Origin of the sequence: Candidatus Accumulibacter similis (genome assembly GCA_013347225.1) — a bacterium.
Lineage (GTDB): Bacteria > Pseudomonadota > Gammaproteobacteria > Burkholderiales > Rhodocyclaceae > Accumulibacter > Accumulibacter similis.
Genome location: CP054595.1, coordinates 4923582 through 4938463, shown reverse-complemented (window position 1 = coordinate 4938463; position 14882 = coordinate 4923582). Strand labels below are relative to the sequence as shown.

The 14882-nt window shown below is 67.8% G+C and carries 6 protein-coding genes; 5 read left to right on the top strand and 1 reads right to left on the bottom strand.

Features of this window, described 5'->3' with window-relative positions; all coding sequences use genetic code 11:
• Positions 1 to 7: 7 nt before the first annotated feature.
• Entirely contained in the window at positions 8 to 1327 is a 1320-nt protein-coding gene (locus tag HT579_21765; protein QKS31321.1) for an integrase family protein, read from the bottom strand.
• 665 nt (positions 1328 to 1992) lie between these two features.
• On the opposite strand from HT579_21765, the gene HT579_21760 reads away from it, so the two are divergent.
• The 5 genes from HT579_21760 to HT579_21740 all read left to right on the top strand — a co-directional run bounded on the left by HT579_21760 (position 1993) and on the right by HT579_21740 (position 14781).
• On the top strand, positions 1993 to 5220 hold the full coding sequence (locus tag HT579_21760) for an EAL domain-containing protein (GenBank protein QKS31320.1): 3228 nt from the start codon (positions 1993 to 1995) through the stop codon (positions 5218 to 5220).
• 298 nt (positions 5221 to 5518) lie between these two features.
• Positions 5519 to 7144 (top strand): efflux transporter outer membrane subunit, encoded by a 1626-nt coding sequence (locus HT579_21755; GenBank protein QKS31756.1) that lies wholly within the window; start codon positions 5519 to 5521, stop codon positions 7142 to 7144.
• 36 nt (positions 7145 to 7180) lie between these two features.
• Entirely contained in the window at positions 7181 to 8365 is a 1185-nt protein-coding gene (locus HT579_21750) for an efflux RND transporter periplasmic adaptor subunit (protein ID QKS31319.1), read from the top strand.
• A 17-nt stretch (positions 8366 to 8382) separates the two neighbouring features.
• Positions 8383 to 11595, top strand: coding sequence for an efflux RND transporter permease subunit (locus HT579_21745; GenBank protein QKS31318.1), 3213 nt, complete (start codon positions 8383 to 8385; stop codon positions 11593 to 11595).
• A 30-nt stretch (positions 11596 to 11625) separates the two neighbouring features.
• A complete protein-coding gene (locus HT579_21740) occupies positions 11626 to 14781 on the top strand; it encodes an efflux RND transporter permease subunit (protein ID QKS31317.1) in 3156 nt (1051 codons plus the stop codon).
• Positions 14782 to 14882: the final 101 nt, after the last annotated feature.

The window sequence follows — 14882 nt, the reverse complement described above, 5'->3', positions numbered from 1 at the left end:
GAAGCCGTCAGGCGGCGGGGTTGCTCGATGCGACGCGCAGGCGAGGCTGCGCTTCGGCGGGCTGATCGATGCCGGCTTCGGCGAGGATCCAGCCTTCAATCTTCGTATGCCACATGCGCAGCAGATCCAGCGGCCGCACGCGGTAGTGCTTCTCGACGGTCGCCGATGGCTTGTGGCCCATGATCTGCGCAGCGACTCCGGCGGGACACTCCACCCACTCGGCCAGGGTGCCGAAGGAACGCCGCAGGCCATGAATGCTCAACGCGGGCAGGCCGGCGGCGGTCAATGCTCTGTTGTGCATGATGCGCGGCTCCTGCAGCCTGCCAGATGCCGCAGCGGGGCTGCTGAACACCCATTCATTCCGGCGGGGCAGTGCCACCAGCATCGACGCGACGTAGGGCGTCAACGGGATCGTGCGCTCGCCGTCGACCTTGTCCTTGATGGTCAGCGCTCGCCAAGTGAAGTCGACGTCCTCCCAACGGATGCCGGCCACCTCTTCACGCCGGGCGCCAGTGATCAGAACAGTCTGCAGATAGGCGGCAATGACGGGATTCGGGATCTGCCGCACGGCGGCGAACCACGCCGGGAGCTGCTCCCGCTGCAAGCAGTCGTCGCGGGCGGCGCGCTTCGGCAGTTCGTCGCGCGACAGTCTCGACGAGCAGGCGTCCACGTGCGCCAGGTGGCGATACTCGGGGCGATCGCCGCACCAGTTCAGGAACGCGCGCAGCAGCCGGAAAGCCAGCGCGGCATGTGTGGGCCGGGATGGGGAGTTCGCCTTCAACCAGGCGCGCACGCGGTCGCGGTCGATCTGCTCGAGCGGCAGCAGCAGCAGCGGCCGCAGGATGCCCGGCTGCGTCGTCTCAGCCTGGCCAGTGCGTCGGCCTCGTAACCGCGGCAAGCCTCCTTCCTTCGATGCGGTGTCGTGCGACTTGCGGTGAATCGCGCTCCAGCGGCCGGCGCGCTCGTCGACGTAGATCTTCCATGCATCGATGGCGGGCGCCTCAATGCGTGCCGCCTCGACACGCGATGCTTCGACCTTTGCGGCGCGCTCCGCCTTCTCCTGGCGGGGATCGATGCCTTGGTCGACCATCGTCTGCAACCTGCGCGCCTCGGCTCGAGCAGCCTGCAGCGTCCACGCGGCGGTGTCGCCGATGGTCTGCCGGATGGTCTGCCGGTTCAGCTTCGCCTCGAAGACGAATGCCTTGCTGCCGGCAGTCACGCGCACGGCCAGGCGCGGCGCCTCGGTGTCCCACCAGAACGACTGACTGGCGCCGGCAGGCAGCGTCAGACGCCGGATGCGCTCAGGGGTCAGGCGTTCTCTGTTCATGCTGTTTGTCTCCCGATGTAGTCAATTGGTCGCTTCATGTAGCCACCATGTAGCCAGATTATAGTAATTCGGGGCAACGCGAGTCAATGCCGATTTTCGGCAAGTGCCTGTTATTAAGTCGCTTCAGTCTTTCGGGGAATGTGGATAAATGCCAAAAAATCCCATTGATTGCAGATTTGTAATCATCAGGTCTTGGTTCGATTCCGAGTGGGGGCACCACTTGAGGAGGCGGTTGCGAGAACATCCGCGGCATGCTCCTCGTCTTCGGCCGCGGCAGCAGGCAGCTTTCGTCCACCCGCACCGTCGTCAGCAGAGAAAGGCCGGCGCGGTCCGCGATGACATGGTCGATGGTGCCGGGCACCCCGTCGACCAAGCCATCCGGTCCGCTTGATCTTCGATGGACGCGAAGGCCCGGTCGAGGCCCGCCTCTCAGTCCTGCACGCGCGTCCCTCCGCAGTGTGCAACCGACGTTTCCGCAATGGTCGTGCCGGCCTCCGGAGCGCTTTCCCGCCCGCCGGCAGCGAGCCGCCACCCGCCGCATCGTGTGGTTGCACCACCCTGGTGCGAGCGGTTTTTTCAGCGGCACCACCGGAGTGCCGTCACGAGCCACCTTGCCGTCTGGGCGTTGCCAGGCTGGCTGGTGCCAGCTCGCGGCAGAACATGGCATGATTCTTGCATACAGGCTCCAGCCACCGGAGCCCCTCATGCGCCGTCTTTTCCTGCACTTCATTGCTCGCCTCAGCGTCGCGCGGAAGCTCATCCTGATCTACGGGCTCGACCTTTCGGCGGTGCTCTTCGTCTCGATGATCCTGATCAACGAAAAGTTCATCGCCATCGACTTCGCGCGCAAGGAAATCGTCGGCAACGAGTACATTGGCGCGCTTCGCGCGGCAACGCTCGGCACCCTGGCAGGCGGCCGGCCGAGCGGCTCGGCGGACGCCGTGCTGGGGGCCGAGGAACGCCATGGCATGGCTCGCGGCAATCTGGGCAGCCGCCAACTTGCCCATGCCCTGGCCGCCCACTTGCGCCCACTGGAGGCTGGCGATGCCCGATCAGCGGGCCAGGAACATGCCGTCGCATCGGCAGTGCAGGCGCTGATCACGCGCATCGGCAATCAGTCCAACCTGATCCTCGATCCCGATCTGGACAGTTATTACACGATGTCGCTGGTTGTCCTGCGTTTTCCCGAACTCTTCGACCTCATTGGCCGCATCCGCGACCAGGCGCAGAGCGCGGCCGCGGCCGCGCCGAACCTGCGGGTGCGCGAGCAGAGTTCGTACCTCATCCTCGAAGGCCGACTCGATGCGGTGGTCGGCGGCATCGACAGCGATTACGCCGAAGCAGTGGCGGCCGGCACGCCGCAGCTCGGGGCAACACTGCAGCCGGCGCGGCACAAGCTGCTGGCTGCACTCGACGCGTTTCGTGCCAGTGCGCGCCAGTTGGCCATCGGACAGGGCGGCGTCCGGCACGAGACCGATCCCGACGGGCTGGCACTCGCCGCATGGCGGCAGCTCGATGCAGCGTGGGCTTCAGCCGGCACCGCTCTCAACGGCTTGCTGCAGGAGCGGATCGACGGGCTGTTCCAGCGCATGTGGCTGCACCTCGGTACCGCTGCTGCCCTGCTGCTGCTTCTGCTCAGCGTGGTCTATTTCGTTGCGCGGCAGATTGCGCTGCCGCTTCGGCGCCTCGCCGAGGTGGCCGATGGCGTACGCCGTTCGGGCGATTACACGCTGCGTGCGACCTGGCGTTCCGGTGACGAGATCGGCCGCCTGATCAACGCCTTCAACGACATGCTGGACCAGCTCGATCGCAGCCGCCGTGTCGAACGGGAACTCGCCGCGCAGGCCAGTGCCGCCGAAGCGCAGCGCCAATTGCTCGATGCCGTCCCGATTCCACTGCTGGTTACGGCGACGCCACGACACGAGGTGCTGCATACCAACGCGCAGGCGAACGCCTGGCTCGACGGCCGCCGCAGTGATCCCTGGGCCAACGGGCTGCTGGCGGAAGCTCGGGTGTCCTTCTTCCAGATGCTGGCCGACAGCGGCGCGGTGGACGAGTTCGAAGTCCTTTGGCACGGCGCGACGAGACGTGAATGGGCGCTGATCTCGGCGCGTCGCCTGCGCTATCAGGACCGCGATGCCGTCCTCACCGCCTTCACGCCGATTGGCCGGATCAAGCAGATGGAGGAACGCCTGGAACTGTGGGCCAGGGTCTTCGAGGCGTCCTCTGAAAGCATCCTGATCACCGACGCCACGCGCACGATCCTGACCGCCAACCGGGCGTTCTGCCGAAGCACCGCGTACGAGTGCCTCGAAGTGGTCGATGACACGCCCACATTCCTGCGCTCCGATCGGCATCCGGACGGCTTCTACGAGGAAGTCTGGCAGGTGGCCAGCGTCCGTGGCCACTGGCAGGGCGAAATGTGGATCCGGCGCAAGACGGGCGAAGCCCTCCCCGTGTGGGCCGCGCTGAATGCCGTACGGGACGAAGCCGGCCGCATCACCCATTACATCGCCACCTGGTTCGACATCAGCGAGCGCAAGGCCGACGAGCAGCGCATCAGCCACCTGGCGCAGCATGATGTGCTCACCGATCTGCCCAACCGCGCGTTGTGCGTCGAACGTCTGCGTCTTGCGCTGCAGCAGGCGGACCGCCACAAGCGGCGGGTGGCGGTACTGTTCATCGACCTCGACCGCTTCAAGAACATCAACGATTCACTCGGTCACCATATCGGTGACGGCGTCCTCCGTTCCGTATCCAGCCAGTTGCAGCGGGGTGTGCGCAGTGGCGACACGGTCAGCCGCATGGGCGGCGACGAGTTCGTCGTCATTCTCAACGGCGTCACCGACGTCGAGGAGATTCGCCAGATCGTCGAGTGCCGCCTGATCCGGCTGATGCGCCAGCCACACAACGTCGGCGGTGCCGAACTGCATGTCTCGTGCAGCATCGGCATCGCGGTCTATCCCGAGGATGGCGTGGAGATCGAAACCCTGATGCGCAACGCGGATGCGGCGATGTACCAGGCGAAGCAGCAGGGGCGCAACAATGCCCAGTTCTTCACCCTGGAGATGGACCGGCGCGCGCGCGAGCGAATGCAGATCGAGAACGACCTGCGCGTCGGCATCGAGCGCCAGCAACTGCGGGTCTTCTACCAGCCCCGGGTCGACTGCCGCAGTGGCAAGCTCCTCGGTGCCGAAGCCCTGGTTCGCTGGCACCATCCCGAAGAGGGACTGATCACGCCGGGCCGCTTCATTCCGGTGGCCGAGGACAGCGGCTTGATCATCCCGCTCGGCGCCTGGGTGCTCTCCGAGGCTTGTCGGCAGCAGAAGCGCTGGCGCACGACCGGCCAGGACCTGGCGATTTCGGTCAACCTCTCGGCAGGCCAGTTGCACGACCCCGATCTGCTGGCGACACTGCAGCGGGCGATCACCGAGCACGGCGTGAATCCGGCGATGATCGAGCTGGAACTGACCGAGTCGCTGCTGATGGAAGATGTCACCCTGACGATCGACCTTCTCCTGGCGATCAAGGCGCTGGGAATCTCGCTGTCGGTCGACGATTTCGGCACCGGCTACTCCAGCCTGAACTACCTCCACCGCTTCCCGATCGACAAGCTGAAGATCGACCAATCCTTCGTCACGGACATGCTCGACGATCCCAACGACCTCGCGATCACCAAGGCGGTGATCGGTCTCGGGCACACCCTGGGGCTGCGCGTGGTCGCCGAAGGCGTCGAGCAGGCCGAGGAAATGCGCGTGCTCGCGGCAGCCGGCTGCGACGAACTGCAGGGCTACCTGTTCGGCAAGCCGATGCCGGCGGACGAGTTCGCTCTCTGGCGCAAGGCCTTCGCGGATGGCAATGAGTGCTGGTGCCTGGATCACGACTCCCGGTGACCGTACGGCGAGTCGCGATTCACGCTGCACCGGAGCGCGCCGCTCTGCCGTCAAGGATGCGAAAGGCAACCGCAACGTGCCGAGAGTGTGAGTTCCTGTGAAACAGAGCCGATCTCGCACCTGAACCCGTGAGCCTTTGAACGGCGCCCTGAACGCCGCTCCACCGGGCGCAGCAGGATTCGGCTGACCTCGCATGCGTGCCCGCGAGCCAATCCGGGATTGACGCTGCTTCACCGGAACTCATACACTCTCCACGGTGCCGTTGGATTCCCTATCCCTTGTCCTGGGTCGCAGCATGATGGGCGCTCGGAGTTTCCTGACCTCACCGGCTGCCAGGCCTCGGCGCACGCGTTGGCGTGCCGAGTGCTGGCGGGCGGGAAGGGTGTCGATCGCCTGCGCGTTCGCCCTGCTGTCGTCCGGATGCATGATCGGTCCCGACTTCAAGCGGCCGTCGGTACAGGTCGCCGACGACTGGATGGACGCCGGCAGCGAGACGATCGATTCCCGCCGCGCGCCGTATCGCGAGTGGTGGTCGTCGCTCGATGATCCGGTGCTGTCGAAGCTGATCGACCTTGCCCATCAGCAGAACCTCAGCCTCCTCACCGCCGGCGTCCGCGTCCTCGAGGCACGCGCGCAGCTTGGCGTAGCCATCGGCGAGTTCTACCCGCAGCAGCAACAGCTCACCGCGACGGCGAGCTACGAGCGGATCCCGGTCGCGGCACCCTACGCCCCCCTCAGCAATACGTTCTGGCAGCTCGCCTTCGGCGCGCAGGTCGGCTGGGAGCTCGACCTCTGGGGCAAGGTGCGGCGCGGCATCGAGTCGGCCAGCAGCGCCTTTCTCGCGTCGGTCGCTGCCTACGACGATGTGCTCGTCACCCTCACCGGCGACGTCGCCAGCACCTACGTCAGGATCCGCACCATCGACGTGCAGCTCGACATCGCCCGCGAGAACGTCGCGCGCCAGCAGAAGGCGCTGGCGATCGCGCGCGCCCGGTTCGCGGGCGGCGTCGTGACCAGGCGCGACGTGTATCAGGCGGAAAACGTCCTCGGCGCGACCGCAGCGACGATCCCCCAGCTCACCATCGAGCGACGAAAAGCGACGAACGCGCTCAGCGTGCTGCTCGGCATGCCGCCGGCGCCGCTTGACGACCTGCTGGCGGGAACGTCCGGCATCCCGGTCGCGCCCGCGAGCCTGGCCGTCGGCATTCCCGCCGACCTGTTGCGGCGCCGCCCCGACGTTCGCAAGGCCGAACTCAAGGCTGCGGCGCAGTCGGCGCAGATCGGTCTCGCCAGGGGCGAGCTCTTCCCCTCGTTCTCGCTCATCGGCAGCATCGGCAGGCTGAGTTCCGACGTCGGCCAGTCGAGCCTCGGCGCCGGCAGCGTCGGCTACTCCGCCGGACCCGCGATCCAGTGGAACATCCTCAACTACGGCCAGATCACCAACAACGTGCGCGTGCAGGATGCCCGACTGCAGGAGCTGCTCGTCGATTACCGGAACCTGGTGCTCAAGGCGCAGCAGGAGGTGGAGAACGGCATCACGGAGTTCAGCCAGTCGCGCGCCGAGGCGGCCTTCCTGCAGACCAGCGTCGTCGCCGCGACCGGCGCGTTCCGGATCGCCCTCCTGCAGTACAAGGAGGGCACCGTCGACTTCAATGTCGTGCTGAATGCCGAGGAGAACCTCTACAAGGCGCAGAACAGCCTCGCGGTCGCGCAGGGCAACATCCCGCTCGGCCTGATCAAGGCGTACCGCGCGCTGGGGGGGGGATGGGAGTTGCGCGATGGTCGCGATTTCGTGCCGTTGGCGACGCGCGAAGAGATGGCAGCCCGCACCGATTGGGGGGCGCCGGAGCTGTTGCGCCCGCAAGCGCCCGGCCTGCCGGGTCCCGACGACGTCGGGCCACTGCTCCGGCCACCCGAGTGGTGAGCCGGTGAGCCGGCCCGCGTGTACAGGAGACCGGGAATGATCCGTTCGGGCGCGCGCCGCCGCCACGGTTGCCTGCACCTGTTCGCCGTCGTCGCGGCAGTGGCGTCGCTGCACGGCTGCAGGGACGTGAAGGAAACCGCGGCTCCGCAGCCGCCAGCCGTCACGGTGGCGAAGCCGGTCACCGAGAGGGTCGCCAACTACCTCGACTTCACCGGCAACACCGCGGCCACGCAGAAGGTCACGGTGGTGGCGCGCGTCGAGGGCTATCTCGAGAAGATCCACTTCACCGACGGTCAGCAGGTGAAGAAGGGCGATCTCCTGTTCACCATCCAGCAGGCGCAGTACCAGGCGCAGCTCAAGAAGGCGCAGGCGCAGGTGGCGGTGGAGAAGGCGGCGCTCTGGCACGCGACCACCGAGCTGCGGCGCTACACCGACCTGGTCCGGCAGGACGCCGCGACGCAGACGCAGGTTGACCACTGGCGGACGGAGAAGGAGCAGGCCCAGGCGAGGCTGCTCTCCGCGCAGGCCCAGGTCGAGATCGCGCAGCTCACCCTGAGCTACACGCTGGTCCGGGCACCGATCGCCGGGCGCATCGGCCGGCACCTGGTCGACGCGGGCAACCTCGTCGGCGGCATCGGCCAGCCGACGTCGCTCGCCGAGATCGAACAGATCGATCCCATCCACGTCTACTTCACCATCGACCAGCGCGAACTCCTGCGGCTGATCGAGCGCCAGAAGGCGCTGCCACGCGACGCCATCACCCGCGGACTCGTCCCCGCGACCTTCGGCCTGCTCACCGAGGAAGGCCATCCGCACGAGGGGCACCTCGACTTCGCCGCCATCGGCATCGCGCCGACGACCGGCACCCTGCAGGTGCGCGGTGTGTTCGCCAATCGCGACCCGCGGATACTGCCCGGCCTCTTTGCGCGCGTGCGGGTGTCCGCCCTGGAGCAGAAGGACGCACTGCTGATTCCCGGCGATGCCGTCCGCTTCGACCAGCAGGGCGAATACGTCCTCGTCGTCAATGCCGGGAACATCGTCGAACGCCGCGGCGTCAAGCTGGGCCTGCAGGTCGGCGACCGCCTCGTCGTCAGCGAGGGCCTCGGCGCCGACGACCTGGTGATCGTCGAAGGCCTGCTGCAGGCGGTTCCCGGTCGCGCGGTGAGCCCGCAGCCGGCGGCGGGCAGCGAGCGCGCGGCGCCCGCCCGAGCGGGCAGCTGAAGCGCGGGGCGGGCGGCGTGTCCAGATTCTTCATCGAACGGCCGATCCTCGCCAACGTCATCGCGATCATCGTCGTCGTGCTCGGGCTTGCCTGCCTGTTCACCCTGCCCGTCGCCCAGTATCCGCAGATCGTCCCGCCGACGATCCAGGTCGCGACCACCTACCCGGGCGCCAGCGCCGATGTCGTCGCGACGACCGTCGGAATTCCGATCGAGCAGGCGGTCAACGGCGTGGAGAATTCGATCGCCATGCAATCGACGAGCGGCAGCGACGGCAGCTACACGCTCACGCTCACCTTCGATGTCGGCACCAATCTCAACACCTCGATCGCGCTGGTGCAGAACGCGGTCAACAGCGCGCTGGCGCAGGTACCGCAGGAAGTCCAGGCGCAGGGCGTCAGCGTGCAGAAGGTGAGCACCAACGTCCTGCTGATCGGCAGCCTCTACGCCAGGGACGACCGCTTCGACGAGACCTTCCTCAGCAACTATGCGCTCATCAACCTGCAGAGCCCGCTCGCGCGCCTGCCCGGCGTCGGCCAGGTGCAGATCCTGGGCGCCGGGCCCTACAGCATGCGCATCTGGCTCGACCCGACGAAGCTGCAGTCCTATGGACTGACCGTTCTCGACGTCCAGAACGCGATCCAGAACCAGAATGTGCAGGTTGCCAGCGGGCAACTCGGTGCAGCGCCGGTCCCTTCCGACCAGATCTTCCAGTTCACCGTCCTGACGCTCGGGCGGCTGTCCGACGTCGAGCAGTTCGAGAACATCGTCGTCCGGAGCAAGCCGCCCGCGAGCCAGGCTGCGCAACTCCTGACGGCGACGCCAGCGGGCGAGACGGCCGCGATCGTTCGCCTCAAGGACCTCGCCCGCATCGAACTGAGCCAGCAGACGTTCAACACCTTCTCCGGTCTCAGCGGCCGGAAGGCGGCGCAGATCAACGTGTACACGCTGCCCGGGGCGAACGCGCTCAAGGTGGCGGAGGAGGTACGTCGATCGATGGCGCAGATGCGCGAAAAGTTTCCTCCGGGCCTCGAGTACACCGCACTGCTCGACAGCTCGGCGTTCATCAGCGATTCGATCGACGGCGTCTACCTGGCACTGATCGAGGCAGGGGTGCTGGTGCTGGTCGTCATCATGCTCTTCCTGCAGAACGCGCGCGCCATGCTGGTGCCGCTCGTCACCGTGCCGGTGACGGTCATCGGCGCCTTCGCGGCGATGGCCGCGCTCGGCTTCACCGTCAACCTGATGACCCTGTTCGCGCTCATCCTCGCCATCGGCATCGTCGTCGACGATGCGATCGTGATCGTCGAGAACAGCTCGCGCCACATCGAGCAGGGGCTCACGCCCAGGGACGCGGCCATCAAGGCGATGCGCGAGCTGACGGGGCCGATCCTCGGCATCACCCTCGTCCTTGCCGCGGTGTTCCTGCCGGCGTCGTTCCTGCCCGGGATCACTGGCCAGATGTTCCGCCAGTTCGCCCTCGTCATCGCTGCCACCGCCATCATCAGCGCGCTGATCGCGCTCACGCTGAACCCGGCGCAATGCGCGCTCTACCTCAAGGCCGACAGCGGTGAACGGCGGGTGAACGGCTTCTTCCGCGGCTTCAACCGGCTCCACGAAGCCGTCGAGAGGCGCTACATCGGCGTCGTGCGCTGGCTGACGGTCCATCCGCGCAGCATGGGCTGCCTGTTCGTGGCGATCGTCGCCGTCGCCGGCACGAGCTTCGCCCGCCATCCGACCGCCTTCCTGCCGGTCGAGGACCAGGGTTACTGCATCGTCGTCGCCCGCCTGCCGCCCGGGGCCGCGCAGCCGCGCGTCCGCGAACTGGCCGCCGACATCGACGCCGTGCTCGGCACGATGCCCGGGATCAAGGGCTGGGTGACGAGCGGCGGCTACTCCGCGCTCGACTCCGCGACGCTCGCCAACGTCGTCACCGTATACGTGATGTACGACGATTGGGAGCAGCGGCCAGCGGGTTTCTCGCAGGCGAAGCTCATCGCCGGGCTGCGCGAGCGGCTCGCCACCATCCGCAAGGCCGAGTTCGCCGTCCTCATACCGCCGCCGATTCCCGGGCTCGGGCAGGCGGGCGGCTTCGAGATGGTTCTCGAGGACCGCGGCGGCATGGGCCCGCGTCCCTTCCAGGACGTCGTCCGCCAGACCCTGTCGAGCGCGCGCGAGCAGCCGGAGCTGCGCGGCGTGACGACGACGTTCAGCGTCGACAGCCCGCAGCTCCATCTCGACATCAACCGGACGATGGCCGAGTCGCTGGGCGTCACCATCGACGATGTCTTCCAGACGCTGCAGACCTACCTCGGCTCGACCTATGTGAACCAGTTCAACAAGTTCAACCAGAGCCTGCAGGTCCGGGTGCAGGGTGCGGCCGCTCACCGCCGGCAACTGCAGGACATCGCCGACCTGCACGTCGCCAACCGCAGCGGGCAGATGGTGCCGCTCGGCGCGATCGTCAGCGTTCGCCGCACGCTCGGCCCGGAACTGGTCACGCGCTACAACCTCTATCCTTCCGCATCGCTCGTCGGCGCTGCGGCACCCGGCTTCAGTTCCGGGCAGGCACTCGATGCCATGCAGCGCGTCGCCGTCGCCAACCTGCCGCCGGGCGTCGGCCACGACTGGACCGGGCTCGCCTATCAGGAGCGGCGGGTCGGCAATCAGGCCTACTTCATCTTCGCGCTGTCGCTGACCCTCGTCTTCCTCACCCTCGCCGGCCAGTATGAAAGCTGGACCGATCCTGCGGTGGTGATCCTGTCGGTGCCGATCGCCCTCGTCGGGATCGTCGCCGCGCTCGCCATCCGCGGTTTTCCGGCCGATCTGTACACACAGATCGGCCTCGTCCTGATGATCGCGCTGGCGGCGAAGAACGCGATCCTCATCGTCGAGTTCGCCAAGCAGCTGCGCGCCGACGGCATGTCGGCGGCGGAAGCGGCGGTCGAGGCCGCGCGCCGCCGCTTCCGGCCCATCGTCATGACGTCGATCGCCTTCATCCTCGGCGTGCTGCCGCTGCTGACGGCGAGCGGCGCCGGCGCCGCCAGCCAGCAGGCACTCGGCACGGTCGTCTTCGGCGGCATGCTCGCCTCGACGCTGATCGCCATTCCCTTCGTGCCCGGCTTCTACGTCGTGATGGAGGAACTCGCCGAGCGCCGGCGCAAGCGCAAGCGCGCCGCTGCCGACGGCACCCGCGCACCGGCGCCGACGCAGGCGCCGGACGCGCCGTAGGCGAGCGCGCGGCGGCGGCGCTCGCGACCCATGTCGACCTTCTTCATCGACCGGCCCATCCTCGCCAACGTCATCGCGCTGGTTACGCTCCTGCTCGGCGCCGTCTGCCTGTACGGCCTGCCCGTGGCACAGTACCCGCAGATCGTCCCGCCGACGATCCAGGTGGCAACGAACTTCGCTGGCGCCAATGCCGAGACGGTGGCCAACACCGTCGGCATTCCGCTCGAGCGAGCCGTCAATGGCGTCGAGGACTCGATCTACCTGCAGTCGACGAGCGGCAGCGACGGCAGCTACACGCTCACCGTCACCTTCGCCATCGGCACCGACCTCGATACCTCGCTGGCGCTGGTGCAGAACGCCGTGAACAGCGCCGTGCCGCAGTTGCCGCAGCCGGTGCGGGCGCAGGGGGTGAGCGTGCGCAAGGTCAGCACCAACATGCTGCTGATCGCCAGCCTCTTCGCACGGGACGACCGCTTCGACGAGACCTTCCTCAGCAACTACGCGATCATCAACCTGCTGAGCCCGCTGGCGCGGCTGCCCGGCGTCGGCCAGGTGCAGGTCTTCGGCGGCGCGCCGTACAGCATGCGCGTCTGGCTCGACCCGGGCAAGCTGAAGACCTACGGCCTGACCACCGCGCAGGTGCAGCGGGCGATCGAGCGGCAGAACGCCCAGGTCGTTGCGGGACAGGTCGGTGGCCCGCCGGCGGCGGCGGAGCAGTTCTTCCAGCTCACCGTGAGCGCGCTCGGCCGGCTGTCCACCGTCGCCCAGTTCGAGGACATCGTCGTCCGCAGCGAACCGCCGTCGATGCGCGGTGCGCCACCCGGCAGCGGCGCGGGGCCGTTGCAGACCGCCTCGCTGGTGCGCCTGAAGGACGTCGCCCGGGTCGAACTGAGCCAGCAGGCATTCACCGTCTTCTCCAGCCTGAACGGCAGGAAGACCGCGCACGTGGCGGTCTTCGCGCTGCCGGGAGCCAACGCGCTGCAGGTGGCCGGCGAGGTGCGCGCGCTGATGGCCGGCATGCGCGAGGCCTTCCCGCCGGGCCTCGAATACATCTCGCTCTACGACACCACCGTCTTCATCCAGCAGTCGATCGGCGCCGTCTACGAGACGCTGCTCGAGGCCGGCGTGCTGGTGCTGGTCGTCATCCTGCTCTTCCTGCAGAACGCGCGCGCCATGCTGGTGCCGGCGACCACGGTGCCGGTGACGATCGTCGGCGCCTTCGCGGCGATGGCGGCGCTCGGCTTCACCGTCAACCTGATGACGCTCTTTGCGCTCATCCTGGCCATCGGCATCGTCGTCGACGACGCCATCGTCATCGTCGAGAACACCTCGCGCCACATCGAACAGGGCCTCGCGCCCAGGGAGGCGACGATCAAGGCCATGGGCGAGCTGACCGGTCCGATCCTCGGCGTCACGCTGGTGCTCACCGCCGTCTTCCTGCCGGCCTCGTTCCTGCCCGGCATCAGCGGCCAGATGTTTCGCCAGTTCGCGCTCGTCATCGCCGCCACCGCGGTCATCAGCGCGCTCAATGCGCTGACGCTCAAGCCGGCACAGTGCGCGCTCCACCTCAGGCCGCGCCCGCCGCAGCACCGCCCGAACGCCTTCTACCGCGGCTTCAACCGCGCCTATGGCGCAGTCGAGCAGCGCTACCTCGACCTCGTCGGCTGCATGGCGCGGCGGCCGCGCAGCATGGCGTGCGTCTTCCTGGCTCTGGTCGGGCTCGCCGCCGGCGTCTTCGCCGTCTATCCGACGGCGCTGATGCCGCTCGAGGACCAGGGTTACTGCGTCGTCACCGCCGAGCTGCCGCCCGGCGCGGCACAGCCGCGCGTGCGCGAGGTCGCTGCCAGCGTCGACGCCCTGCTCGGCACGACCGCCGGGGTTCGGGGCTGGGTGACGATCGGCGGCTATTCCGCGCTCGACTCGGCCAGACTTGCCAACGCGGTGACGACCTTCGTCATCTACGACGACTGGGACAGGCGCCCGCCCGGATTTTCCCAGTTGCAGCTGATCGGCGACCTGCAGCAGAAGTTCAAGTCGATCCCGCAGGCAAGGTTCGCCGTCCTGCCACCGTCGCCGATTCCCGGCCTCGGCGTCGCCTTCGGTTTCCAGATGATGGTCGAGGATCGCGGCGGCCTCGGCGCGCGCGGCCTGCAGGCGGCGACGAACGAACTGCTGCGCCGGGCGAGCGACGAGCCCGGCTTCCTCCGCCTCGGTTTCACCACCTTCAGCGCCGACAGCCCGCAGTTCCTTCTCGATCTCGACCGCGACATGGCCAGGGCCCTCGGCGTCCCCATCGACGAGGTGTTCCGGACGCTGCAGACCCATCTCGGCTCGAGCTACGTGAACCTCTTCAACCAGTTCAACCAGAGCTTCCAGGTGCGCGTGCAGGCCGAAGGGGAGTTCCGCCGCAGCCCGCAGGACATCCGCAATCTCTCGGTCGCCAACCGCAGCGGACAGATGGTGCCGATCGGCGTGCTCGCCGACCTGCGCCCGCTGCTCGGGTCGGAGCTGATCTACCGCTTCAATCTCTACCCGGCCGCCGCGCTCATCGGCATCCCGACGCCGAAGTACAGCTCGGGCGAGGCGCTCGGCCGGATGCACGATCTCGCCGCGGCGACGCTGCCGCCCGGCATGGCCTACGAGTGGACGGGGCTCGCGTACCAGGAGAAGCTGATCGGCAACCAGTCGTATCTCCTCTTCGCGCTGTCGATAGTCCTCGTCTTCCTCGTCCTCGCGGCACAGTACGAGAGCTGGACCGATCCACTCGCCGTCGTCCTGACCGTGCCGATGGCGCTCGTCGGCATCGTCGTCGCTCTGCTGCTGCGGCGCTTCCCGATCGACATCTACACGCAGATCGGCCTCGTCCTGATGACCGCGCTGGCGGCCAAGAACGCGATCCTCATCGTCGAGTTCGCGCGCCTGCTGACGGCCGCCGGCATGGCGCCGACCGAGGCGGCGATCGAAGCGACGCGGTGCCGCTTGCGGCCGATCGTCATGACCTCGCTGGCCTTCATCCTCGGCGTCGTGCCGCTGCTCACCGCTACCGGGGCGGGCGCCGCCAGTCAGCAGGCGCTCGGCACCGTCGTCTTCGGCGGCATGGTGGCGTCCACCTTTCTCGCCATTCCCTTCGTTGCCGTCTTCTACGTCCTCATGCACCGGCCCGCCGCGAGCGGGTCAGCGCCTTGAGCGAGCGAGCAGCGATGGCTGCGCATGGCTGGTGGCAGGGTCCCGGAGATGGTCGCCACGCTTGAGCAGTCAGCAGACAGCCCGCGCGGCGGTGCTGCCGG